This window comes from Pseudomonas sp. zfem002 (assembly GCF_032621685.1).
Taxonomy (GTDB): Bacteria; Pseudomonadota; Gammaproteobacteria; order Pseudomonadales; family Pseudomonadaceae; genus Aquipseudomonas; species Aquipseudomonas japonica.
On record NZ_JAVYJH010000001.1, the window covers coordinates 291,538 to 314,772 of the forward strand.

Annotated in this window: 29 protein-coding genes; 23 read left to right on the forward strand and 6 right to left on the reverse strand. The window is 63.6% G+C overall.

Going from position 1 to position 23,235, the window contains the following annotated elements; genetic code table 11:
* Positions 1 to 2 precede the first annotated feature (2 nt).
* From motD to RTI28_RS01305, 5 genes are all read left to right on the forward strand, one after another.
* Positions 3 to 893 carry a flagellar motor protein MotD gene (motD, locus tag RTI28_RS01285; RefSeq protein WP_316918768.1) on the forward strand — a complete coding sequence of 297 codons (891 nt, stop codon included), beginning with the start codon at positions 3 to 5 and terminating at the stop codon, positions 891 to 893.
* Positions 894 to 935: 42 nt separating this feature from the next.
* Positions 936 to 1,724: a ParA family protein gene (locus RTI28_RS01290; RefSeq protein WP_316918769.1), complete on the forward strand. Its 789-nt coding sequence runs from the start codon at positions 936 to 938 to the stop codon at positions 1,722 to 1,724.
* Positions 1,724 to 2,668, forward strand: coding sequence for a CheW domain-containing protein (locus tag RTI28_RS01295; RefSeq protein ID WP_316918770.1), 945 nt, complete (start codon positions 1,724 to 1,726; stop codon positions 2,666 to 2,668). The genes RTI28_RS01290 and RTI28_RS01295 overlap by 1 nt, the downstream gene beginning before the upstream one ends.
* Positions 2,669 to 2,735: 67 nt before the next feature.
* Positions 2,736 to 3,215 (forward strand): chemotaxis protein CheW, encoded by a 480-nt coding sequence (locus RTI28_RS01300; RefSeq protein WP_042123150.1) that lies wholly within the window; start codon positions 2,736 to 2,738, stop codon positions 3,213 to 3,215.
* 1 nt (position 3,216) lies between these two features.
* Positions 3,217 to 3,609, forward strand: a complete 393-nt coding sequence (locus RTI28_RS01305; RefSeq protein ID WP_316918771.1) for a DUF2802 domain-containing protein — start codon at positions 3,217 to 3,219, stop codon at positions 3,607 to 3,609.
* A 177-nt stretch (positions 3,610 to 3,786) separates the two neighbouring features.
* Here the strand turns inward: RTI28_RS01305 and RTI28_RS01310 are convergent, their stop codons facing one another.
* Positions 3,787 to 4,122: an EscU/YscU/HrcU family type III secretion system export apparatus switch protein gene (locus RTI28_RS01310; protein ID WP_316918772.1), complete on the reverse strand. Its 336-nt coding sequence runs from the start codon at positions 4,120 to 4,122 to the stop codon at positions 3,787 to 3,789.
* Entirely contained in the window at positions 4,119 to 5,687 is a 1,569-nt protein-coding gene (locus tag RTI28_RS01315; protein WP_316918773.1) for a flagellar hook-length control protein FliK, read from the reverse strand. The genes RTI28_RS01310 and RTI28_RS01315 overlap by 4 nt, the downstream gene beginning before the upstream one ends.
* 157 nt (positions 5,688 to 5,844) lie before the next feature.
* Here RTI28_RS01315 and ccmA point away from each other — a divergent pair, with 157 nt between their 5' ends.
* The 12 genes from ccmA to RTI28_RS01375 all read left to right on the forward strand — a co-directional run bounded on the left by ccmA (position 5,845) and on the right by RTI28_RS01375 (position 14,645).
* Positions 5,845 to 6,477, forward strand: coding sequence for a cytochrome c biogenesis heme-transporting ATPase CcmA (ccmA, locus tag RTI28_RS01320; protein WP_316918774.1), 633 nt, complete (start codon positions 5,845 to 5,847; stop codon positions 6,475 to 6,477).
* Positions 6,474 to 7,142, forward strand: a complete 669-nt coding sequence (gene ccmB / locus RTI28_RS01325) for a heme exporter protein CcmB (RefSeq protein WP_042123161.1) — start codon at positions 6,474 to 6,476, stop codon at positions 7,140 to 7,142. Before ccmA ends, ccmB begins: the two co-directional genes overlap by 4 nt.
* Positions 7,143 to 7,185: 43 nt before the next feature.
* On the forward strand, positions 7,186 to 7,956 hold the full coding sequence (locus RTI28_RS01330) for a heme ABC transporter permease (protein ID WP_167335846.1): 771 nt from the start codon (positions 7,186 to 7,188) through the stop codon (positions 7,954 to 7,956).
* On the forward strand, positions 7,953 to 8,129 hold the full coding sequence (gene ccmD / locus RTI28_RS01335; protein WP_009399925.1) for a heme exporter protein CcmD: 177 nt from the start codon (positions 7,953 to 7,955) through the stop codon (positions 8,127 to 8,129). The genes RTI28_RS01330 and ccmD overlap by 4 nt, the downstream gene beginning before the upstream one ends.
* Positions 8,126 to 8,578: a cytochrome c maturation protein CcmE gene (ccmE, locus tag RTI28_RS01340; RefSeq protein WP_316918775.1), complete on the forward strand. Its 453-nt coding sequence runs from the start codon at positions 8,126 to 8,128 to the stop codon at positions 8,576 to 8,578. Before ccmD ends, ccmE begins: the two co-directional genes overlap by 4 nt.
* Before the next feature lie 11 nt (positions 8,579 to 8,589).
* On the forward strand, positions 8,590 to 10,563 hold the full coding sequence (locus RTI28_RS01345; protein ID WP_316919102.1) for a heme lyase CcmF/NrfE family subunit: 1,974 nt from the start codon (positions 8,590 to 8,592) through the stop codon (positions 10,561 to 10,563).
* Positions 10,560 to 11,096 (forward strand): DsbE family thiol:disulfide interchange protein, encoded by a 537-nt coding sequence (locus RTI28_RS01350; RefSeq protein ID WP_316918776.1) that lies wholly within the window; start codon positions 10,560 to 10,562, stop codon positions 11,094 to 11,096. Before RTI28_RS01345 ends, RTI28_RS01350 begins: the two co-directional genes overlap by 4 nt.
* Entirely contained in the window at positions 11,093 to 11,569 is a 477-nt protein-coding gene (locus tag RTI28_RS01355; protein WP_316918777.1) for a cytochrome c-type biogenesis protein, read from the forward strand. Before RTI28_RS01350 ends, RTI28_RS01355 begins: the two co-directional genes overlap by 4 nt.
* A complete protein-coding gene (gene ccmI, locus RTI28_RS01360; RefSeq protein ID WP_316918778.1) occupies positions 11,562 to 12,761 on the forward strand; it encodes a c-type cytochrome biogenesis protein CcmI in 1,200 nt (399 codons plus the stop codon). Before RTI28_RS01355 ends, ccmI begins: the two co-directional genes overlap by 8 nt.
* Before the next feature lie 10 nt (positions 12,762 to 12,771).
* Positions 12,772 to 13,182: a hypothetical protein gene (locus tag RTI28_RS01365; RefSeq protein ID WP_316918779.1), complete on the forward strand. Its 411-nt coding sequence runs from the start codon at positions 12,772 to 12,774 to the stop codon at positions 13,180 to 13,182.
* Positions 13,183 to 13,224: 42 nt separating this feature from the next.
* On the forward strand, positions 13,225 to 14,163 hold the full coding sequence (locus tag RTI28_RS01370) for a 2-hydroxyacid dehydrogenase (RefSeq protein WP_316918780.1): 939 nt from the start codon (positions 13,225 to 13,227) through the stop codon (positions 14,161 to 14,163).
* Positions 14,164 to 14,240: 77 nt separating this feature from the next.
* Positions 14,241 to 14,645 (forward strand): GFA family protein, encoded by a 405-nt coding sequence (locus RTI28_RS01375; RefSeq protein WP_316918781.1) that lies wholly within the window; start codon positions 14,241 to 14,243, stop codon positions 14,643 to 14,645.
* On the opposite strand, the gene RTI28_RS01380 is transcribed toward RTI28_RS01375, so the two are convergent.
* Positions 14,638 to 15,156 carry a D-alanyl-D-alanine carboxypeptidase family protein gene (locus RTI28_RS01380; protein ID WP_316918782.1) on the reverse strand — a complete coding sequence of 173 codons (519 nt, stop codon included), beginning with the start codon at positions 15,154 to 15,156 and terminating at the stop codon, positions 14,638 to 14,640. The genes RTI28_RS01375 and RTI28_RS01380 overlap by 8 nt on opposite strands.
* Before the next feature lie 181 nt (positions 15,157 to 15,337).
* Here RTI28_RS01380 and RTI28_RS01385 point away from each other — a divergent pair, with 181 nt between their 5' ends.
* The 3 genes from RTI28_RS01385 to RTI28_RS01395 all read left to right on the forward strand — a co-directional run bounded on the left by RTI28_RS01385 (position 15,338) and on the right by RTI28_RS01395 (position 17,224).
* Positions 15,338 to 15,673 carry an FKBP-type peptidyl-prolyl cis-trans isomerase gene (locus RTI28_RS01385; RefSeq protein ID WP_316918783.1) on the forward strand — a complete coding sequence of 112 codons (336 nt, stop codon included), beginning with the start codon at positions 15,338 to 15,340 and terminating at the stop codon, positions 15,671 to 15,673.
* A 208-nt stretch (positions 15,674 to 15,881) separates the two neighbouring features.
* Positions 15,882 to 16,553: a histidine phosphatase family protein gene (locus RTI28_RS01390; protein WP_316918784.1), complete on the forward strand. Its 672-nt coding sequence runs from the start codon at positions 15,882 to 15,884 to the stop codon at positions 16,551 to 16,553.
* A 431-nt stretch (positions 16,554 to 16,984) separates the two neighbouring features.
* Positions 16,985 to 17,224 (forward strand): hypothetical protein, encoded by a 240-nt coding sequence (locus RTI28_RS01395; RefSeq protein WP_316918785.1) that lies wholly within the window; start codon positions 16,985 to 16,987, stop codon positions 17,222 to 17,224.
* A gap of 197 nt (positions 17,225 to 17,421) precedes the next feature.
* Here RTI28_RS01395 and RTI28_RS01400 read toward each other — a convergent pair whose 3' ends face one another.
* Both RTI28_RS01400 and RTI28_RS01405 read right to left on the reverse strand, forming a co-directional pair.
* On the reverse strand, positions 17,422 to 17,901 hold the full coding sequence (locus RTI28_RS01400) for a DUF6392 family protein (RefSeq protein ID WP_316918786.1): 480 nt from the start codon (positions 17,899 to 17,901) through the stop codon (positions 17,422 to 17,424).
* The gene (locus RTI28_RS01405) at positions 17,898 to 19,376 is read right to left on the reverse strand and encodes an S-type pyocin domain-containing protein (RefSeq protein ID WP_316918787.1); all 1,479 of its coding nucleotides are present in this window, start codon (positions 19,374 to 19,376) and stop codon (positions 17,898 to 17,900) included. Before RTI28_RS01405 ends, RTI28_RS01400 begins: the two co-directional genes overlap by 4 nt.
* 369 nt (positions 19,377 to 19,745) lie before the next feature.
* Here RTI28_RS01405 and RTI28_RS01410 point away from each other — a divergent pair, with 369 nt between their 5' ends.
* From RTI28_RS01410 to RTI28_RS01420, 3 genes are all read left to right on the forward strand, one after another.
* Positions 19,746 to 19,940: a hypothetical protein gene (locus RTI28_RS01410; protein ID WP_316918788.1), complete on the forward strand. Its 195-nt coding sequence runs from the start codon at positions 19,746 to 19,748 to the stop codon at positions 19,938 to 19,940.
* Positions 19,941 to 19,947: 7 nt separating this feature from the next.
* Positions 19,948 to 20,583 carry a hypothetical protein gene (locus RTI28_RS01415; RefSeq protein ID WP_316918789.1) on the forward strand — a complete coding sequence of 212 codons (636 nt, stop codon included), beginning with the start codon at positions 19,948 to 19,950 and terminating at the stop codon, positions 20,581 to 20,583.
* 668 nt (positions 20,584 to 21,251) lie between these two features.
* Entirely contained in the window at positions 21,252 to 22,460 is a 1,209-nt protein-coding gene (locus RTI28_RS01420) for a D-amino acid dehydrogenase (protein WP_316918790.1), read from the forward strand.
* Here the strand turns inward: RTI28_RS01420 and RTI28_RS01425 are convergent.
* Positions 22,457 to 23,185 carry an aspartate/glutamate racemase family protein gene (locus RTI28_RS01425; RefSeq protein WP_316918791.1) on the reverse strand — a complete coding sequence of 243 codons (729 nt, stop codon included), beginning with the start codon at positions 23,183 to 23,185 and terminating at the stop codon, positions 22,457 to 22,459. The two genes, RTI28_RS01420 and RTI28_RS01425, sit on opposite strands and share 4 nt — an antisense overlap.
* Positions 23,186 to 23,235: the final 50 nt, after the last annotated feature.

Genomic DNA, 23,235 nt, shown 5'->3' on the forward strand with positions numbered 1-23,235 from the left:
GCATGGCCCGTCGTCGCAAGGTCGAGGAACACGAGAATCACGAACGCTGGCTGGTGTCCTACGCGGACTTCATCACCCTGCTGTTCGCCTTTTTCGTGGTGATGTACTCGATTTCCTCGATCAACGAGGGCAAGTACAAGATTATGTCGCAGGCGCTGATCGGCGTGTTCAGCGAGTCCGAGCGCAGCACCCGGCCGATTCCCATCGGCGAGGAGCGCCCGCTCAGCACGCGCCCGGCGCAGCCGCTGGTCAAGGACAGCGAACAGACCGACGCCGGTCTCGCCCAGTCCAGCGCCGATCCGCTGAAGAGCATCACCGACCAGGTGATGGAAGCCTTCGGCGACCTGATCAAGAGCGACCAGATGACCGTGCGCGGCAACGAGCTGTGGATCGAGATCGAGCTGAGCTCGTCGCTGCTGTTCGGCAGCGGCGATGCGATGCCCAGCGACATCGCGTTCAACCTGATCGACAAGGTGGCGAGCATCATCAAGCCGTTCGCCAACCCGGTGCACGTCGAGGGCTTCACCGACGACCAGCCGATCCGCACCGCGCAGTATCCGACCAACTGGGAGCTGTCTTCGGCGCGGGCGGCGAGTATCGTCCGCCTGCTGGCCATGGAAGGGGTCAACCCGGCGCGGCTGGCCTCGGTGGGCTACGGTGAGTTCCAGCCGATCGCCAGCAATGCCACCGCTGACGGCCGGGCGAAGAACCGCCGGGTGGTGCTGGTGATCTCGCGCAACCTGGATGTACGCCGCAGCCTGACCGGCACCGGAACCGCCAACGCGCAGCCGGATGCGGCACTCAAGCGGGCTGGCACACAATCTGCACCGCCTGTGGTAACACCGACGGCCGGGAGCAATCCCGTCAAAACTCCGTCGTCGTCGACCTTTTAATCGATCCCGGCTGACGACCGTCTGACCGGGAGGAAGCAGCGCATGAGAGTCTGGGCAGTAGCCAATCAAAAAGGTGGCGTAGGCAAGACCACCACGTCCATCGCTCTGGCAGGCCTGCTGGCCGACGCCGGCAAGCGCGTGGTCGTCGTCGACCTCGACCCGCACGGGTCGATGACCAGCTATTTCGGGCACAACCCCGATACCCTGGAGCACAGCAGCTTCGACCTGTTCCAGCACAAGGGCACGGTCCCCGACGGCTTGCCCGGGCAACTGCTGCTGCCCACCAGCAATGAAAAGATCTCGCTGTTGCCCTCCAGCACCGCGCTGGCCGTGCTCGAGCGCCAGTCGCCGGGGCAGAACGGCCTCGGCCTGGTGATCGCCAAGAGTCTGGCGCAGCTGTGGCAGGACTTCGACTACGCCCTGATCGACAGCCCGCCGCTGCTCGGCGTGCTGATGGTCAATGCCCTGGCCGCCAGCCAGCAACTGGTGATCCCGGTACAGACCGAGTACCTCGCGGTGAAGGGCCTGGAGCGCATGGTCAGCACCCTGGCCATGGTCAACCGCTCGCGCCGCCAGGCGTTGCCGTACCACATCGTGCCGACCCTGTTCGACCGCCGCACCCAGGCCTCGATGGGCACCCTCAAGGTGCTGCGCGACAGTTATCCCGACAACATCTGGCATGGCTACATTCCGGTCGATACGCGCCTGCGCGATGCCAGCCGGGCCGGGGTCACGCCGTCGCAGTACGACGCCAAGAGCCGTGGCGTGGTGGCCTACCGCGCGCTGCTCAAGCACCTGCTGATGCAGAAATCCGTGGCGCAGGTGGCTTGATGAACCGTCCGCAGATCGCCACCAAGCCGCAGATGGCCCTGCAGTCCTACCTCGATGGACTGCTGCAGGAGGCCACCGAAGAACTCGACGTGAGCGAACCGCTGCCCGTCGCGGCGCCCGCGTCGGTTGCCGTGGTGAGCGTGGTTGCCGAGGTACCGGCGGCGCTCGACAGCGAAGCGCTGGACGAATTCCAGGCCGCGGTCCTCGAAGAGCAGGCCCGTGATGCCCGACGTGACGCCGTGGCCGCGCGCGGCGTGACCACCACCTTCGCCGAACCGTCGCCGATCCGCATGCCGCTGGCGCCGCCGCCGCTGCAGGTCGTGCCGGTGGTCGAAGCGCCGCCGGAGGAAAAGCCGGCCGCAGCGCCGCTGGCCGAGGTCGCAGCGAAGGTCGAGACGCCACCGCGCCTGGAACCGCTGGTCGAGGTTCATCTGCCGGCCTCGCCACCGCCGCCGCGCACCGTCGATGGCCGCCCGGAATGGGCCGCCGAGCCGTTCGAGTGCCTGCTGTTCGATGTCGCCGGCCTGACCCTGGCGGTGCCGCTGGTCTGCCTCGGGTCGATCTACCCGCTGGCCGGCCAGGAGCTGACGCCGCTGTTCGGCCAGCCGGAATGGTTCCTCGGCATCCTGCCGTGCCAGGCGGGCAACCTGAAGGTCCTGGATACCGCGCGCTGGGTCATGCCCGAGCGTTATCGCGACGATTTCCGCGACGGTCTGCAGTACGTGATTTCGGTGCAGGGCTACGAGTGGGGGCTGGCGGTGCATCAGGTCAGCCGCTCGTTGCGCCTGGACCCGAGCGAGATCAAGTGGCGCTCCCAGCGCGGCCAGCGGCCGTGGCTGGCCGGCACGGTGATCGAACACATGTGTGCCTTGCTGGATGTCGCCGAACTGGCCGAGCTGATCGCCAGTGGTGCCGTCAGGAAGATGCAGCTGGGAAACAAATGATCGGTCGCGCCGACTGGCGCGATCGCACTGAGCACTCCGCCGACGGCGGTTTTTGAGGGTTAGGGGAATGAAAAAGACGTCTGGACAAGGTTCTGAAGATCCGATCCTGCAGTGGGTTACCTTCCGCCTGGACAACGAGTCCTACGGCATCAACGTGATGCAGGTCCAGGAAGTGCTGCGCTACACCGAGATCGCTCCGGTACCGGGCGCGCCGAGCTATGTGCTGGGCATCATCAACCTGCGCGGCAACGTGGTCACCGTGATCGACACCCGCCAGCGTTTCGGCCTGGTGCCGAGCGATGTCACCGACAACACCCGCATCGTCATCATCGAGGCGGACAAGCAGGTGGTGGGCATCCTGGTCGACAGCGTGGCCGAAGTGGTCTACCTGCGTCAGTCCGAAGTGGAAACCGCGCCGAACGTCGGCAACGAGGAATCGGCCAAGTTCATCCAGGGCGTGTGCAACAAGAATGGCGAGCTGCTGATCCTGGTCGAGCTGGACAAGATGATGACCGAGGAAGAGTGGTCCGAGCTGGAGAACATCTGAGTTGATCCTGGAGGTAGCGGTTGTATTCCTGGCGTTGCTGTGGGCGCTGAGTGCCTGGCTGTTCGTCGGCTACAGCAAGCGCCAGCGCGAGCTGGCCTCGCAGCAGGCCCAGGGCGATGCGCTGCGTGATCAGCGCATCAAGGACCTGCACAAGCGTCTGGACGATTACCAGAACATGTCGGTGTCCATGGGCGAGGCCTTGCACGAGTTGCGTGCGACGGTCGCGCCGTTGCCGGAAAAACTGCTCCAGCTGGAACAGCGCGACCCCAACAGCCTGTCGTTCGCCCAGGCGGCGCGGTTGGTGGGGATGGGTGCCAGCGTCGACGAACTGACCCAGACCTGCGGCCTGACCCAGGCCGAGGCGGAGTTGATGAGCAAACTGCACAAGAGCTGATCAAGTCTTGCGCCGTCAGTGTGGGAGCGGATTTATCCGCGATCGGCGGCGCAGCCGTCGTAAATCCTGAGTCCCAGGTTTTTCTGACACACCGCGGATACAGGTTTTATGGCCGCTGCGCGGCCAATCGCGGATGAATCCGCTCCCACACGTCCGTGGTCGCCCTCACGAGCGGCTTCACTTCGGCCCTGGCAACCGCTTCAGGTCCGGCGTGACATCCCGCTCCACCGGCCCCTCGTCGCAGAACCCCACCGGCACCTTGCCCTTCAACTGCCAGGCAAAGGCGATGATCTCCGCAATGGTCAGGTACAGCGCCTCGGGAATGCTGTCGCCCAGTTCCATGCGGGCCAGCAGGCGAACCAGTTCGGCGTTCTCGTAGATCGGCACTTCATGCTCGCGGGCGAGGGCGAGGATGGCTTCGGCCAGTTCCTCGTCGCCTTTCGCCGTCAGGGTCGGGGCCTGGGCGCCGTCGTAGCTGAGGGCGATGGCCTGGCGGGGTGTCTTCCTGGTCATGCGTTTTCATCCACCCAGCGTTGTTCGAGATGCGTACGCGAGCCTTGCGGCGGTACGCCCTGATGGCAATGCAGCTCGCCGACATTCACCCCACGGGCCACCAGGCGCGCGCGCAGGTCGCCCAGCTCGCGCTCGATCAGCGCCGCGGTTTCCGGGCGTTCTGCCCACAGCTGGCTGGTCAGGCTGCCCTGGCTGATCTGCGCCTGGACCTGCAGCGGCCCCAGCGGATGCAGGTCGAAGGCCAGTTCCACACGCCACAGCATCTCCAGCGGATCGCGCCGCTGACGCTCCGGGTCGGCCTGCTGCTCGCGGGTTTCCTCACGCTGCACCTTGACCTGCAAGGGCATGAATTCCGGCCCGGTACGCAGGGGAATCTCCGTCTGCCAGGTGGTTTGCAGATTGCCATCCGGGGTCTTGCCGGTCTGCTCCAGGCTGGCCAGTTGATGACTCTGCACCCGCGAGATCGCCGCCGCAGCAAGACGCAGCAGGTGTTGCAGATCGTCCTCGCCGTCGCCGCTCTGCAGCAGGCGCGGCGCCAGGGGAAAGCTGCCGGGCGGGGTGCGCGGCGCCACCTGGCCCAGGGCGCCGAGGGCGCTGCGCAGCATGCCGGGTAGCGCCTGGGCCAGGGTCGCCGCGTTGTTCGGGGTGAACAGGGTGCCACCCGGCACGTTCGGCAGCAGTTGCGCGATCAGGCGCACCACCTGGGCCTTGAGGTCCGGCGCCAACTGCGCGGTGGCGCCATTGAACAGGCGGGCTTCGAGAAAGGCGCCACTGTTGCCCAGGGCCTGGGCCGTCTGGCGCGCATCGCCGAACTGGCGGATATCCGGCAGGCTGCCCAGCAGCTTGTCGAGACTGGCGCGCACCTCCGCCGGCTGGCTGTCGTCGCGGGCAATCCGCTGCATGGCGCTCAACAGGCCTTGCAACGAGGCCTGGCGGTTCTGCTGGGCGCTGAGGTTCTGGGCGATGGCCATCTGGTCCTGGCGCCCGCTCAGCGGCACGAAGTTCAGTTGCTGGTCACCCATCACCCGGGCGCTGAGCAGGCTGCCCAGGGGCAGCGGGCGAGGGGAGTCGATGGCCAGGGTGGCGCCGGCCTGCGCGGTATTCAGCAGGCTGACCAGCGAGCGGTACAGCGGCGGCAGACCGGCACCCTGCGCCTGCAGCTGGGTGGTCAGGACCTTGCCCTGGACCAGCGTGCCCAGCGGCAGCTCGCGGGTATCGAGGCGGGTGAGGGTGGCGACAGTGCTGGCGATGGCCTGCTGCAGGGTGAGGCTGAGCTGGTTGGCGCTGGGCTGGCTGACCAGTACCTGGGTGCCCTGGGCCAGGGGCAGGTTGGCGCTGGTCGCGACCATGGTCTCTCGGCCATTCTGCTGCAGCAGCTTGATCAAAAGTTGAATGTCCTGGCCGACCTGGCGCAGCGAGACTACTTCACCCTTGGCCGTTTCCCCCGGCGCCAGCAGGTCGGGCTGTTCCTGCAGCAGTTGCACCAGCTCGCCGGTCATGGCTGCGCCGCGGGCCTGCTGGGCGGCGGCGACCTGTGGGCCGAGGCTGTTTATTTCGCCTGTCATGGCTGTTGCGACCTGTTCAAATAGCCCTCTTTACCGTAGGACATGGCATGTATAATGCCGGCCGATTTCTTCCAGACCGGTCGGCCAGGTTCCGTTGTCTCTATAACGGCCAGGTCCGTACCGACTTGAGACAGTCCCGAACCAACAAGGCGAATCTGTGACTCCTCATCTCCAAGCCGTGGGCCTGGCCTGCGAGCGCGACTGGCGAATGCTCTTCGAACACCTCGAACTGCGCGTGTGCCCCGGCGACATGCTGCAGATCAGCGGCCCCAACGGCAGCGGCAAGACCAGCCTGCTGCGCCTGCTCGCCGGCCTGATGCAGCCGACCCAGGGCGAGATCCTGCTCGACGGCAAGCCGCTGCGCGAGCAGGGCAGCGAACTGGCGCGCAGCCTGGTGTGGATCGGTCACGCCGCCGGGATCAAGGACCTGCTCACCCCGGAAGAAAACCTCACCTGGCTCTGCGCCCTGCACCGTCCGGCGACCCGCGCGGCGATCTGGCAGGCCCTGGAGGCCGTGGGCCTGCGCGGTTTCGAGGACGTCGCCTGCCACACCCTGTCCGCCGGCCAGCAACGCCGCGTGGCCCTGGCCCGGCTGTACCTGGACAGCCCGCCGCTGTGGATCCTCGACGAACCCTTCACCGCCCTCGACAAACAGGGCGTGGCCCAGCTCGAAGCGCACCTGGCGCGGCATTGCGAGCAGGGCGGCATGGTGGTCCTGACCACCCACCACACGCTGGAGTGCAAGCCCTCCGGTTACCGCGATCTCAACCTGGGGCAGTGGGCGGCATGAGCGTATTCGTCCTGTTGTTGCGCCGCGAAGCGCGCCTGTTGTGCCGGCGTCCGGCGGAGCTGGCCAACCCGCTGGTGTTTTTCGCGATCGTCATCGCATTGTTTCCACTTGCGGTCGGTCCCGAGACACAATTGTTGCAAATTTTGTCTCCAGGATTAGTCTGGGTAGCCGCACTTTTATCCGTGCTGCTCTCGCTGGACGGGCTTTTCCGCAGTGATTTCGAGGATGGATCGCTCGAGCAGTGGGTCCTTTCGCCACACCCCCTGCCACTACTGGTACTGGCAAAGGTGCTGGCACACTGGATGTTTTCCGGGCTGGCACTGGTATTGTTGTCGCCGCTGCTGGCGGTGATGCTCGGATTGCCAGTGGAATGCCTGCCGGTCCTGCTGGCATCGCTCTTGCTCGGTACTCCGGTACTGAGCCTGTTGGGCGCCGTGGGTGCGGCCCTGACGGTCGGTTTGAAACGTGGTGGCCTGCTGCTGGCGCTGCTGATTCTGCCGCTATACATCCCGGTGTTGATCCTGGGCAGTGGCGCGCTACAAGCAGCAGTGCAAGCTATGCCGGCAACCGGATACCTGCTCTGGCTCGGCAGCCTGGCCGCCCTGGCAGTCACCCTTGCACCTTTTGCAATTGCCGCCGGCCTGAAAATCAGCGTCGGCGAATAACGAGGTCTGGGCCACGCCCAGCAAAGACCCTGGATGTACCGTGATGAAAAGCAGCGCAATAAGCTGGACATGGTTTCACAAGCTCGGTTCCCCCAAATGGTTCTACACCATCAGCGGCCGCCTGCTGCCCTGGCTGGCCGTCGCCGCGATCCTGCTGATCGGCAGCGGCGTGGTCTGGGGCCTGGCCTTCGCCCCGCAGGACTACCAGCAGGGCAACAGCTTCCGGATCATCTACATCCATGTGCCGGCAGCGATGCTGGCGCAGTCCTGCTACGTCATGCTCGCGGTGTGCGGGGTGGTCGGGCTGGTGTGGAAGATGAAGATCGCCGACGTCGCCCTGCAGAGCGCCGCGCCGATCGGCGCCTGGATGACCGCGGTGGCGCTGGTCACCGGGGCCATCTGGGGCAAGCCGACCTGGGGCAGTTGGTGGGTCTGGGATGCCCGCCTTACGTCCATGCTCATCCTGCTTTTCCTGTACTTCGGTCTGATTGCCCTCGGCCACGCCATCAGCAATCGTGACAGCGCGGCCAAGGCCTGCGCGGTGCTGGCCATCGTCGGGGTGATCAACATCCCGATCATCAAGTACTCGGTGGAGTGGTGGAACACCCTGCACCAGGGCTCGACCTTCACCCTCACGGAAAAACCGGCGATGCCGGCGGAAATGTGGTTGCCGCTGCTGCTCACGGTGCTCGGCTTCTACTGCTTCTTCGGCGCCGTGCTGCTGCTGCGCATGCGCCTCGAAGTGCTCAAGCGCGAAGCCCGCGCCAGCTGGGTCCGCGAAGAAGTGCTGAACAGCCTGGGAGGCGCACGATGAGCTTCGCATCCTTCGGCGAGTTTCTCGCCATGGGCCATCACGGCCTGTATGTCTGGTCGGCCTACGGCATCTGCCTGGCGGTGCTGGCCATCAACGTCGCGGCGCCCCTGCTGGCGCGCCGGCGTTACCTGCAAGCTGAGGCGCGCCGTCTGCGCCGGGAGAACGCCAAGTGAATCCGCAACGCAAGAAGCGCCTGTTCATCATCCTCGGCCTGCTCGCGGGCGTCGGTGTCGCCGTCGGTCTGGCCCTCAGCGCGCTGCAGGAAAACATCAACCTGTTCTACACCCCGACCCAGATCGCCAACGGCGAAGCACCGCTGGATACCCGCATCCGCGCCGGCGGCATGGTGGAGAAGGGCTCGGTGCAGCGTTCCAGCGACTCCCTGGACGTGCGTTTCGTGGTCACCGACTTCAACAAGTCGGTGCCGATCACCTACCGCGGCATCCTTCCCGACCTGTTCCGCGAAGGCCAGGGCATCGTCGCCCTCGGCAAGCTGAACGGCGAAGGCGTGGTGGTGGCCGATGAAGTGCTGGCCAAGCACGACGAGAAATACATGCCGCCGGAAGTCACCAAGGCCCTCAAGGAAAGCGGGCAGACGGCCTCTGGAGAACCCGCGCAATGAACGCCTCGCTGATCATTCCCGAACTCGGCCAGCTGTCGATGATCCTGGCCATCTGCTTCGCCTGCGTGCAGGCCAGCGTGCCGCTGCTCGGCGCCTGGCGCGGTGACAGCCTGTGGATGAGCCTGGCGCGGCCGGCGGCCTGGGGGCAGTTCGCCTTCCTCGCGTTCGCCTTCGCCTGCCTGACCCATGCCTTCATGACCGACAACTTCTCGGTCGCCTACGTCGCCAGCAACTCCAACAGCGCCTTGCCCTGGTACTACAAGTTCAGCGCGGTGTGGGGCGCCCACGAAGGCTCGCTGCTGCTCTGGGCGCTGATCCTAGGTGGCTGGACCTTCGCCGTGTCGATCTTCTCGCGGCAACTGCCGCAGGTCATGCTGGCCCGCGTGCTGGCGGTGATGGGCATGATCAGCGTCGGCTTCCTGTCGTTCCTGATCGTCACCTCCAACCCGTTCCAGCGCCTGTTGCCGCAGATGCCCGGCGATGGTCGCGACCTCAACCCGCTGCTGCAGGACATCGGCCTGATCGTCCACCCGCCGATGCTGTACATGGGCTACGTCGGTTTCTCCGTGGCTTTCGCCTTCGCCATCGCCGCGCTGCTCGGCGGCCGGCTTGACGCCGCCTGGGCGCGCTGGTCGCGGCCGTGGACCATCGTCGCCTGGGCTTTCCTCGGCATCGGCATCACCCTGGGTTCCTGGTGGGCCTACTACGAACTGGGCTGGGGCGGCTGGTGGTTCTGGGACCCGGTGGAAAACGCCTCGTTCATGCCCTGGCTGGTGGGCACGGCGCTGATCCACTCGCTGGCGGTCACGGAAAAACGCGGGGTGTTCAAGAGCTGGACGGTGCTGCTGGCCATCGCCGCGTTCTCCCTCAGCCTGCTGGGCACCTTCCTGGTGCGTTCCGGGGTGCTGACCTCAGTGCACGCCTTCGCCTCGGATCCCGAGCGCGGCATTTTCATCCTGTTCTTCCTGCTGCTGGTGGTCGGCGGTTCGCTGACCCTGTTCGCCCTGCGCGCGCCGGTGGTCAAGAGCCAGGTCGGCTTTGCCCTGTGGTCCCGCGAGACGCTGCTGCTGGGCAACAACCTGGTGCTGGTGGTGGCGGCCTCGATGATTCTGCTCGGCACCCTGTACCCGCTGGTGCTGGATGCCCTGACCGGGGCCAAGCTGTCGGTCGGCCCGCCGTACTTCGACGCCCTGTTCATTCCGCTGATGGCGCTGCTGATGCTGGTCATGGCGGTGGGCGTGATCGTGCGCTGGAAGGACACTCCCGGGCGCTGGCTGGCCGGCATGCTCACCCCGGTGCTGGTGGGCAGCGCGGTGCTGGCGCCGATCTGCGGCCTGCTGGTGGATGACTTCGACTGGCCGGTGCTGACCACCTTCGCCCTGGCCGCCTGGATCGTCCTCGGCGGCGTGCGCGACCTCCTCGACAAGACCCGGCACAAGGGCCTGCTCAAGGGTATCCGCGGCCTCAACCGCAGCTACTGGGGCATGCACCTTGCCCACCTGGGCCTGGCGGTCTGCGCCCTGGGCGTGGTGCTGTCGAGCAACAACAGCGCCGAGCGCGACCTGCGCATGGCGCCGGGCGAGTCGGTGGAACTGGGTGGCTACCACTTCGTCTTCGAGGGCGCCAGGCACTTCGAAGGCCCCAACTTCACCTCCGACAAGGGCACCGTGCGGATCCTCGAAAACGGTCGCGAAATCAGCGTGCTGCACCCGGAAAAACGCCTGTACACCGTGCAGCAGTCGGTGATGACCGAGGCCGGGATCGACGCCGGCTTCACCCGCGATCTCTACGTGGCCCTCGGCGAACCCCTGGAAAACGGCGCCTGGGCGGTACGGGTGCACGTCAAGCCGTTCGTCCGCTGGATCTGGCTGGGTGGCCTGCTCACCGGCCTCGGCGGTTTCCTCGCGGCGCTGGATCGCCGTTATCGAATCAAGGTCAAGACCAAGGTGCGTGATGTCCTCGGTCTGGAAGGAGCGACTGCATGAAGCGTTGGATCATGGTGCTGCCGCTGGCGGTATTCCTGCTGGTGGCGGTGTTTCTCTACCGCGGCCTGTACCTCGACCCGGCCGAGCTGCCGTCGGCGATGATCGGCAAGCCGTTCCCGGCCTTCGCCCTGGCCAACGTGCAGGGCGACCGCCAGCTGACCGAGGCCGACCTCAAGGGCAAGCCGGCGCTGGTCAATGTCTGGGCGACCTGGTGCGTGTCGTGCAAGGTCGAGCACCCGGTGCTGAACAAGCTGGCCCAGCAAGGCGTGGTGATCTACGGGATCAACTACAAGGACGTCAATGCCGACGCCCTGAAGTGGCTGGCCGAGTTCCACAACCCCTATCTCCTGGATATCCGCGACGAGCAGGGCAGCCTCGGCCTCGACCTGGGCGTCTACGGCGCGCCGGAAACCTTCTTCATCGACGCCAAGGGCATCATTCGCGACAAGTACGTCGGCGTGATCGACGAGACCGTCTGGCGCGAGAAGCTGGCGCCGGTCTACCAGGGCCTGGTCGACGAGGCCAAGCCATGAAGCGCTGGCTCGCAGCCGCGGTACTCGGCCTGAGCCTGTGCGGCGTGGCCAGGGCGGCCATCGATACCTACCAGTTCGCCGACGAGGCCGAACGCGAGCGCTACCGCGAGCTGACCAAGGAACTGCGCTGCCCCAAGTGCCAGAACCAGGACATCGCCGACTCCAACGCGCCCATCGCCGCCGACCTGCGCCGGGAAATCTTCCGCATGCTCGGCGAAGGCAAGAGCAATCAGCAGATCGTCGACTTCATGGTCGATCGCTACGGCGATTTCGTCCGCTACAAGCCGGCCCTGACCGCGAAGACCTGGCTGCTCTGGTTCGGCCCGGCGGCGCTGCTGCTGGGCGGTATCGGCGTCATGGCGGTGATCGTGCGCAAGCGCCGGGTGCCGGCGGGCAATGGCTCGGCCGACCTTTCTTCCGAGGAGCGCGAGCGCCTCGCCAAACTGCTGGACAAAGAACAGAACCATGACTGATTTCTGGCTCGCTGCAGGCCTGCTGTTGCTGGTAGCCCTGAGCTTTCTGCTGATTCCGGTGTTGCGTGGCCGTCGTGCGCAGCAGGAAGAAGACCGTACCGCCCTCAACGTCGCCCTGTACCAGGAGCGCGTTGCCGAACTGCAGGCCCAGGGCGAGGAGGGCGTGCTCAACGCCGAACAGCTGGCCCGTGGCCGCGACGAAGCCGCACGCGAACTGCTGGCCGACACCGAGAACGCCGAGCAGTCGCGCAGCGCCAGGCTGGGCAAGGCCCTGCCGCTCCTTGCCGCGTTCCTCGTGCCGTTGCTGGCGGTGGGGCTGTACCTGCATTACGGTGCCAGCGACAAGGTCGCCCTGACCCAGGAGTTCGCCCAGGCGCCGCAGTCGCTGGAAGACATGACCTCGCGCCTGGAGCGCGCCGTCGCCGCCCAGCCGGACAACGCCGAGGGCCTGTACTTCCTCGGTCGTGCCTATATGGCCCAGGAGCGTCCGGCGGACGCGGCGAAGGCCTTCGAGCGCGCCGTGGGCGTTGCCGGGCGTGCCCCGGAACTGCTCGGGCAGTGGGCCCAGGCGCTGTACTTCGCCAACAACAAGCAGTGGACCGCGCAGTTCCAGGCCCTCACCGACGAAGCGCTGAAGGCCGACCCGAAGGAAGTCACCAGCCTCGGTCTGCTGGGCATCGCCGCCTTCGAGGGCGAGCGTTACCAGGAAGCCATCGACTACTGGAACCGCCTGCTGGCGCAGCTGCCGGAAGGCGACAGCTCGCGCAGCGCGCTGCTCGGCGGCATCGACAAGGCCAGGGAAAAACTCGCCGCCGGGCAGGGCAAGGCGTCCGCGCCGGTGGCGGCTGCGGGTGCGAAGCTGACCGTGCGCGTCGAACTGGCCGATGCCCTGAAAGACAAGGTCAAGCCGGACGACACCGTGTTCATCTTCGCCCGTGCCAGTTCCGGTCCGCCCATGCCGCTGGCGGCCAAGCGGGTCACCGTGGCGCAGTTGCCGATCGAGGTCGAGCTGAGCGACAGCGACGCGATGATGCCCAACATGAAACTGTCGAGCTTTCCTGAAGTCCAACTGATGGCGCGCGTCTCCCGCGCCGGCCAGCCCACCAAGGGCGAATGGGTCGGCAGCGGCTCGCCCCTGGCGAGCGACACCCAGGCGCCGCAACACCTGACCATCGATCGACCGGACCTATAAGAGAGTTTCCATGAACAGCACCGTACGCCTGACCCTGATTTCGCTGGCCCTGGGGTTGAGCGCATGTACGGTGCATCCGCCGCAGCACGAGCGCGAAACGCTGCCGCCGATCGAACCCGCCCCGCGACCGGGCCCGGTGATCAAGCCGGGTCCGAGCGTGCCCAAGCCCACCATCACCCCGACCCCCAAGCCCATGCCGCGGACCTCCGCCAGCTTCGCCCCGCCACCCGGGGGCGCCAGTCACTGGGATCCGAAGCTCGGCGTGTATGTGCTCGAGGGCAAGAAGAACACCTTCTACCGGCAGCGCACCTACTACCGCTGGAACGGCGGCTGGAGCTGGTCGACCCATCCCGAAGGCCCGTGGCAGGAAACCGACTCCAGTGGCGTGCCAGGCGGTCTGGGACGCGCGTTCAGCCAGTAATGCCGGCATAATGCCCCCTCGCTTGTTGCCCGGGAGGCTGAAATGACGAAGACGGTACTGGTGCTGGTGGAAACGGTCGATGACTATCTGCCCCTGCTGGAAGACCACGGCTACCGCCTGATCCACGCCAAGACCCCGACCCTGCGCGCCGCGGCGATTGCCCGGCATGCCGCCGAGATCGACGTGGTGCTGACCCGTGGGCCTCTGGGCATCACCGCCGAGGAAATCGCCGCGTTGCCGGCGTTGCGTCTGGTCTGCGTGATCGGTGCCGGTTACGAGCAGGTCGACCTGGCCGCCGCCGCGGCGCGCGGCATCGTCGTCACCAATGGCGCCGGCGCCAATGCCTCGGCGGTGGCGGACCATACCATGGCCTTGCTGTTCGCCGTGGTGCGCGATATCGCCCGGGCCGACGCCACGACCCGTCTGGGCCAGTGGAACCGGGTCATCAGCCCGTCGCTGGCGGGCAAGCGCCTGGGCATTCTCGGCCTGGGCGCGGTGGGCATGGCCATCGCCAGGCGCGGGGCGCTGGGTTTCGACATGCAGGTCAGCTATCACAACCGTTCGCGTCGTGACGACGTGCCGTATCGGTACTGCGAGAGCGTGCTGGAGCTGGCGCGCGAATCGGATTTCCTCATTGTCGCCACGCCGGGCGGCGCCACGACCCGGGCGCTGGTAGGGCGCGAGGTGCTGGATGCGCTGGGGCCACAGGGTTTCCTGGTGAATATCGCCCGGGCCAGCGTGGTCTCCACCGCCGAGATGGTCGCGGCGCTGCGCGAAGGGCGGATCGCGGGGGCCGGGCTGGATGTGTTCGACGACGAGCCGTCGGTGCCGGATGAGCTGAAGCAGTTGGACAATGTGGTGCTGACTCCGCACGTCGCGGCACAGACTCCGGAAGCGGCGCGGGACATGGTCGCGCTGGTGTTGAAGAACCTGCAGGCGTTCTTTGCCGGGGAGCCGGTGTTGACCCCGGTTCGTACCTGATGGGTTCGGGGCCGCGTAGCGGCGCCAAAAACCCACTGCTAGACTCCAGCGCTCATTCCCTGTGCAAGGTCGGACACATGGCTATCCACCACGGCAGTTGCCTGTGCAACGCCATCCAGCTCAGCGTTACCCTCGACGACAACAGTGTCGGCGCCTGCCATTGCAGCATGTGCCGGAAATGGAACGGCGGCCCGCTGCTCACCGTGCACAGCAGCCAGGCCCCGCAGTTCAGCGGTGCCCAGCCGACGGTGTTCGATTCCTCCGAGTGGGCCGAGCGGGGGTTCTGTGCCAGGTGCGGCAGCCACCTGTTCTACCGCCTCAAGGGCGGCAATTTCTTCGCCATCCCGGTGGGCGTGCTGGACGGCGAGCACGCCTGGGATTTCAACCTGCAGGTGTATATCGACGAGAAACCGTCGTACTACTGCTTCTCCAACCCGACGCAGAACATGACTGGCGCCGAAGTGGTAGCGCAGTTCAGCTAGTGGCCAGAGAGGTCGGTCGATAGCACCAGTGCCAGGGCTCGTATCGATAGCCCATGGCGTTGTCCCGCGGGTAGGACAGGTGGAAGCCGAAGCGTTCGGCATGCTGCTTCAGCCATTCGAAGGCCGCGCTGTGCTCGAACTCCGGTTCCAGTGAATTGATGTCCACCGCCCGGCCGGTGTGGTGCTCGCTGAAGCCGGGAGGGGCGCTGCTCTGCAGGATCTGCTCCAGGCTCTGCTGCTTGCCCAGTTTGTAGCGAATGATCCTGGCCTGGTACTCGATGCTGCGAAACGCCGAGACCAGCCACAGTTCGACATGATCCCGCGCCGCGGCAGCGCGCAACTGGCGCCAGGCCGCGGCCGCTTCCGGTTCCAGCTCGAAACGGCGACCGTCCTCGTCGATCTCGGCGATGGCCAGCACTCGCGCTTCGGGGTATTCGACCAGGCCGCGGGCAATCAGCAGCTCCTCGCCGATCCCCAGCTCCTCACATAGCGCCCTGCTTTTCTCGTTCATTGTTGTGTTCCTTGCGACGCGGTGTCGGGTGATCCTAGCTGATCGCGACTATTTTGCTTTGACGCGGATCGGGTGCGCAGCGTCGCGTCAGCCCGACGCTGCGTGCGCTGTTGTTGCAAATTACTGATATTCCTGCGAAAAGGCTGCGACATACGTCACAGCCCGGGAAAAGAGGCCAAGCATGAGCGAATTGCAGATCACCGACGTCCAGCTGGGCGACGGCAAGGAAGTGGTCAAGGGTGCCCTGATCACGACCCACTACACCGGTACGCTGGCCGACGGCAGCGTGTTCGACTCCTCCCATCAGCGCGGCAAGCCGTTCCAGTGCGTGATCGGTACCGGCCGGGTGATCAAGGGCTGGGACATCGGCCTGATGGGCATGAAGGTCGGTGGCAAGCGCAAGCTGTTCGTCCCGGCGCAGCTGGGCTATGGCGAGCGCAAGATGGGCTCGATTCCGCCGGGATCGGACCTGTATTTCGAGATCGAGGTGCTGGAAGTACTGACCCGCGACGATTGAGGCCGGCGTCTTAATTTGGTAACACCGGGTCGGTAGATTCACTTCCAACTTAAGGACAAGCGCCCCACGGACAGAACCAATCGGGCCTGCTGCACTCCAAGGATGCCCGACTCCATGGAAGGAACGACAGACAGGGATGCCCCGCGGCTACGGCCGCGGGGCAGCACTGGACGGGCCAGCACCACGTCTTCGTTCTCAAGGGTTTCTCATGAAGTTCTCCGTGACCTTCCCCGCGCGCCGCCAGGCGCTGCTTTGCTGCGCGCTCGCCGCGGGTGCCGCGCTGCTCGGATTCACTACCTTCGACAGTTTCGCCAGGCCGGTCGATGGCACCCAGACCCTGGTTTTCCTGCGCCATGCGGAAAAGCCCGGCGAAGGCCTTGGCCAGTTGAACTGCCAGGGACTGAATCGCGCCCTCGATCTGGCCACCCTGCTGCCGGAGAAGTTCGGCAAGGCCGACTATGTCTTTGCCGCCGATCCGACCCGTGAGGTGGAGGAGGGGAGCAGTGACGACAGCTACAGCTATCTGCGGCCGCTGATGACCATCAGCCCCAGCGCGATCAAGCTCGGCCTGCCGGTGAACATCGACTACGGGGCCAATGACACCAATGCCCTCGCTCGCGAACTCACCCGCAACAAGTACCGCAACTCGACGGTGTATACGGCCTGGTCCCATGGCTATCTTCCGGACCTGATCAACGCGGTGGCCGGCAAGGCGCTGGGGGAGGAGCGGGTGATTACCAGGGATTGGGAGAACAGCGATTTCGACTCGCTGTACGTGCTGACCCTGACCTGGCGCGATGGCAAGGCGACCATGCTGAGCCGGAATGTGAAGCAGGGGTTGGATGGGGGGGAGGTGAGTTGTCCGAAGGCAGGGGTTTGATACCGCTTCTCTGGTGGACGCTTGGGCAAAAGAAAATGGAACTGTCGCAAGGGCCGCAATGTGGCCCTTGCTGCTGCGATGATGAAGAAATTATCGGGAAGAAAAATCAGGCACAAAATGTCGCATAAGGCTCTGAAAATTCACCGATCTCCGACTTTCTTGTAGGCAATTTCCCAAGCATACTCTTTCGCCTTTCCAGCTGTTGCGCTCCCGGGCATCGCTGCCTAGTCTGAAACCAGCGATCGGCTTTGACAGGCCGTGATGAAAGTAAGAGCGCTTGGCTGCAGCTATGGCGGCTGTGCGTGTGGGCACCTTCGGGTGCGCCGAGTTCTCTCTTACTTTCTCGGTCTGTCAACCCGCGCACAGCTGCCACCCACCTGTTTGACAGCACGGTCTGTGGCAGTCCCATCGAAAAGTAAGAGATGACTCCCATGAAAAAACTTGTCCCCGATCCCCCTGTCCTCTGCGTCGGTCCCGGTCTGTCCCATGAAGACGCGATCCGCCGTGCCGAGGACCATCTGAAGAAGGCAATCGCCCTTACGTCCTATCTGCCCACCCACACCAGCGTGAAGCATCAGCGAATGCTCAATGATGCGCTGCTGGACATGAGGATCTGCAAGGCGTTGCTGACGGTGGCGTTGTCCCGGTCGACGGTGAGCGTGCCGGTTTGACGTAATGCTTCGCTCTCTTTTGAGCGATCGGCAACTCCCCAAAAAAGCCCCCGATCTCACGGACGGGGACTTCTGTCTGCATCACCCGAGGATCAGAAATCCCCGCGCAGGGGCAGCAGGTAGTTGCGTGGTTCGCCATACAGGCGACGGGATTGCGATCCTGTATGACCACTTCAGTTGATGTTTCACGGCGTTGGTTATTCGTGCTCTCTATGTTTCAGGGAGAAGCAAATATTATTGACCTCGGTGTTTTCCAAATACCCTAGAGTGACCTGTGTATTTGGGTGTCTATGTGCGTCAAGATAAAAAGTATCTGATCCTCCTCGGGCGCCCAAGCCGGCTGGCAGTTTTGCAGGCTCTCTGGAGCTAACCGGGGCACCGAGCAGTCTGCGCACCATGCTCTGGTTCATACCGGGTTTAAAGGGAAGTGGAAGCTCACCCGTGTAGACTTTCTGTCCCACGGTTTGGATCAGGGTGACCATGACCTTTTCCAGCTTCCCGGTTTCCTTTCGAAACCAGAGCTTTACCCCTGGTACAGGATTTTGAATCAGGTCAATGTTATCAGGGGTATCCAATAAGGGTTTCAATTGTTTTGGAGGTATCAGGCCTTCTGCGATTAGTCCGTCGTAAGTTTGTCCGAGGCTGTCTACCAACTTAATCAACGTCATGGCTTTCATGGGTACCACCCTTGTTTCTGATTTATATGGTGCATCCTGCTTCGGGCTTCTTCGAGGGAAGACTCAGTGAGATTTTCTTCCAGCAGGTAGGGTTTTATAGCTTCGAAATTGCTATCCAGCGCATCTCGCAGTGATTTTGAATCGGTGATCTGTTTGTGCTTCGTGTTTCTCCAACCATAGGTTTCACTAAATTTTTGGTGGACTTTTGCGGGGATGGCAATGCAAGCGACAGATTTCATTAGCACTTTGATTTCTTCGTCATCAAGTTGCGCAGTTCGTTGCAGATAGAGCTTCAGTGCGGCTTGGGAAGGCATGTGATCCACATGTAGCCCATTACGTGGACGGCCAGTGAATGCTCCGTAGGTATCAACCTCCAGCACTTCCACCGCCGGCTTGGCAAACACCAGATAAAGCGGCGGCACCCCCGAGTCCGCCGGGAAGGTCAGGATCACATCCTGCCAGGTGATGTCCTCGGCATCGTGCCCGGGGTAGGTGGTGATCTGACTGCTTCGCCCCGTGGGGATGGGGTGAACCAGGATGTTGTCCAGCACATCCGGTCGCGCGCCGGGGTAGGTGGTCGGCGCCGTCACCAGCGGGCCGCTGTTGGGCGTCCAGGTGATGGTCAGGCCGCCGAGGCGCGCCTCTATTGCACTCTTGTCGGCATTCCAGTTGGCTTGTCTGACCGCTACCCGGTCCTCGCCGCCGTAGTGGCTGAAGGTGTGGAAGCCATGGATCTGCACCACGCCCTGGGCATCGCGGCGGAACTGGAAACGCACGCGGGTCAGCGCTTCGCTCATCTGCCGCAGTTGCTCCTCGGTGTAGAGCGTGCCGTCGGCCAGATCGGACGGCCACAGGGCCAGCAGCAACGGGCTGGCCGCGCTGGCGAACGATGAGGCACCGCGTACCGCCCATGTCCCCAGGCCCTCGAGCAGACCGCTGCCAGCGACACGGCCAATCGCCACGCCGCCAAGGGCGGTACCGGCAGCGTTTTCCCGCGCCGTCGGGCCGATGACCGCGACCCGTCCGAAATTCTCGATGGGCTCCTGGGTGCAGGTGGATTTGGTGGTGCCGAGACAGGACCTGGCGAATACCCGGTCATGCAGCGCCACGGTGCTTTCGGAAGCACCGCCCGGGCCCGGCGCCATGTTCGCTGCCGCAGGCGTTTCACGAAAATTCGCGGATTGGCTCCCGGCAACGTTGCCCGGCGGCAGGCTCGTGCTGATCATCCGGGTCGAGCCGTACACCACATGATCCGGACAGCGGCAGGCAACCCGGTCGCCGGTGGCGGCGTAGGGCTGCTTTTCCGACCACTCGAAGGCGGTGCCGATGATGGGAAAGGTCCCGTTGCATTTTTCGCAGTGGGCCAGGTCGCCGGACTGCACGATGGGTTTGTCGCCCTCGCACCAGATTGCCGTGGCCGAGACGACCTGACCGTAGGTGGTCTTGTCGCCCAGGCATGCCAATGGTCTTCCCATAACCCCTCCATAGTCGTGTGAGGGGCGGAATCATTGATGTGAAGGGGAAAGCAGTCAGCAGGGCGTTTCCCAGAGATCTATAGGAAATCTCAGCAGTGCTTCGGAGTTTTCTGTGGAGAGTGCAGGAAATGGTGTAAGTGGTACGTGCATGAGTTAGCAGAGCGGCAGAAGCACTGCATTCCCGCTGAGCTATCGAAATTTCTTACAAACACCTCAGATATAGACTGCATCTTTTGCTCTGATCCAAAGGTTTGATTGCCTGCCCACTACAGCAGGTCCAGATCTATGTCCATATGTCTTTGTTTCCCGGCTAGCGAAGCCTCGATGATGTCACCGAGCGGCACTACCAGGATGCCGTGGAGGTGATCGATGGCGATTCTGTATTTTCGGCTGCTATTCAATATCACCAATGGCGATTTCTTGAAGTTTTTGGAGTGTCTGCCTTTCGTCATCTTTATCATGATAGTGGTGTGGGGCGGTTTGCTAAATAAAGTGGGGGTGGATATCGATTTTTCTACGCCAGATTTTGATTTTGAACGTTTGATTCAAATATGGGTGTGGTGATTTTTTTGTGTTCGGTGCTATGTATTTTATAGATCCGTTGGCGTTACAGCATGGCTTTTTTGTTGTGTCGGTCAGGAAGCTGACCTTGATGAATTTTTTCACATTGGGGCTGTATGGCTTTTATTGGACTCATCGCAACTGGTGTGCCTACAGGATGTACAGCCTGTCTGATATCAGTCCGGCGCTACGTACATGTTTGGCGCCCTTGTTTCTCTACTCTTTGATGAGAAAGATTGATTCGAAAATCAGCGCTACCGGCCGCTATTACTGTTGGTCACCTTTAGCCTTGAGGCTGGGGATGGTGTTTATTTCAGTGGGCACCGTAGTACTTTTGATCATGGTCCCCGAATCTCTTGCGCGCGATAACCCTCCAATCGGCCGTTGGGGAAATGCCCGGGCCAGCTCGGAGGTGCTGTTGTTGTATACGGCCCTGCCGGTGCTCTATTTTTCGATTTGGTTGTGTTTTTTCAATGCTATTCAAAAAGCGGTAAATTTCTGTGAAGGCGATCCTGAGGGTAAGGAGAATTCTGAGGTTTCGGAAGATGAGAAACTGCTTGTGTTTCTCGGCATCATGTTTTGGGTGGCATATGCTTTTGTCCTCCTGTTCATTTGTTTTTTCTGGTCGGGAATGCGAGGTTTCTAGATCGCTGCTTGGCGAGTATTGGTTCGAACCCGAATGGGGCTAGTGATTTTTAGTGATGCGATATCTATTATTGGGGCTTTGACTGATGATCGATTTATTTGAGTATATGTGCTTTGACGTTTTAAGGCAGGGGCCTGGATGGCTCGTCTTGTTTGCTTTTTTGGTTGCCGGCGCTGTATTTTTTTTCAAGTGGCTCAGCGATCTTAGGGCTGCTTCCGGAAAAGTACAGATGTCGGGACTTGATAGGTTTTTTCTGGTTGTTTTTCTCGGGTTTCTCGTTTTTGCCTTTATGGTAGCGGGTTTTTTCACTTGTTACACGTTGGCCTACTAATCAGGAATTCACAAATTTGTCTTTTGATCTGGTTGGGTTAGTGTGTTTTTTTGCCAGGTTTGTGTTGCTTCATCGAGTAGTGGTGAAGGATTTTTGGTTCGATGAATTTAAATTTTTAGTTGTGAGGTGAGGTCATATTACTTGCAAGCTTGTTGATATTTATTTCTTTCATGTCACTGGCAGTCGTCTATTTGATTCTGGGCTTCTTGGTTTGCATCAGTAGTGCTGATGGGCGGTGAAAATTGCAGAAAACATTGTCAGTCGTCAGAACTTCAATAATTGTCCTTCAGGCATTGTCGCTCTAATCTCACACCTGTGTGGGAAAGGAGCGACGTACATGCCCCAGCAAGCAACCGTGATTGGCGGCGGTGTCATCGGACTTTCCACGGCCTACGCCCTGGTCCGCGAAGGCTTCGATGTGGACCTGATCGAAGCCCGCGAACAACTCGCCAGCGGCGCGAGTTTCGCCAATGGCGGACAGCTCTCCTATCGCTACGTGGCACCCCTGGCCGACGCCGGCGTGCCCTGGCAGGCGCTGGGCTGGATGCTGCGCGGGGACTCGCCCCTGCGCCTGCGGCCGCGACTCGATCTGGCGCAATGGCGCTGGCTGCTGGCGTTCCTCGCCGCCTGCCGTGGCTCGGTCAACCGGACCAATGCCGCACGCCTGCTGCGCCTGGCCCTGCACAGTCAGCAGACCCTGCAACAGTGGCGCGAGGAAGACGGACTCGACGGTTTCGCCTGGCGCCGCAATGGCAAGCTGGTGGTCTTTCGTGATCGGCACAGTTTCGCCGTCGCCCGGGAACGTGCGGATTCCCGACATCAGCACATCGTCGAGGGGCGCGCGCTCGACAGCCTGGAGCCTGCCCTGGAGGCGTCTTCGTTCATCGGCGGGATCTTCACGGCAAGCGAGGAAGTCGGCGACTGCCACGCCTTCTGCCTGGTGCTGGCCGAGCGTCTGCAGGCGTCGGGCCGTTGCCGGTTGCATCTGGGCCAAGCCGTGACCCGACTGCTCCCGCGCGGGGAAAAAGTCGAGGCGCTGCAACTGGGCGACAGGACCCTGCCGGTGGAGCACCTGGTCCTCTGCGCCGGCTACCGCGCCCCGCAATTGGGACTGCCGGGTCTGCATCTGCCGGTGTATCCGCTCAAGGGCTACAGCCTGAGCATGCCGGCGGGCCCGCGGGCGCCGCAGCTGAGCATCACCGACTACGACCGCAAGACGGTCTATGCACGGATCGATCAGCAACTGCGCGTCGCGGCGATGGTGGATATCGTCGGCTTCGACGAGACGCCGGACCCGCTGCGCCTGGCCAGTCTGCGACGCCTGGCGCACGCGGCGTTTCCCGACGCCGGGGACCACCATCAGGTTCGGGAGTGGGCCGGCATGCGCCCGGCCACCCCCACCGGCGTGCCGCTGCTGGGAGACAGCAGCTACCGGAATCTGTGGCTCAACCTCGGACACGGCGCCCTCGGCTTCACCCTCGCCAGCGGCAGCGCGCAGCTGCTGGCGGAGCGGATCGCCGGGCGCACCTCCGAGCTCACTCTCTAACGCCCGAAGTGCGCCGGCCAGCCGACGATGCGCTTGGTCCGCGGCGTGGCGTAGGTGCGGCTCTTCGACGTCGACAGTCCCAGTTGCACCAGCGACTCGGCCATCTTCACCGCCGCGCTGACGCCGTCAACCACCGGCACGCCGGTGCGCTGGCGGATCTGTTCGTCGAGGCCGGCCATGCCGCCGCAGCCGAGGCAGATCACTTCCGCCTTGTCCTCGCGCACCGCCAGTTCGGCCTGCTGGACGATGGCTTCGAGGGCGCGCTGCGGTTGTTCTTCCAGCTCCAGCACGGCCATGCCGCTGGCCCGCACGGAGGCGCAGCGGTCGTACAGGCCGGAGAGTTTCAGGCGGTCCTCGATCAGCGGCACGGTGCGGTCGAGGGTGGTGACCACCGAATAGGCGTGGCCAAGGTACATGGCGGTGCTGGCGGCGGCGTCGGTGATGTCCACCACCGGCACCTTCAGCAGCTCCTGCAGGCCTTCGCGGCCGTGTTCGCCGTAGCCGGCCTGGATCACCGCGTCGTAGGGGCCGTCGTAGGCCAGCACGCGGTCCATGACGGCGATGGCGGCCAGGTAGCTTTCGAAATTGCCCTCCACCGAGTCGGCGCCGAAGTAGGGGGTCAGGCCGATGATCTCGGTGCCCGGTGCGGCGACGGCCTGGGCTTCGCGGGCGATGGCCTGGGTGATGGCCTCGGTGGTGTTGACGTTGACGATCAGGATACGCATGCAGAGTTCTCGCGCAGGCAGTGATGGCCCGGCAGCGCCGGGCCGGAAAG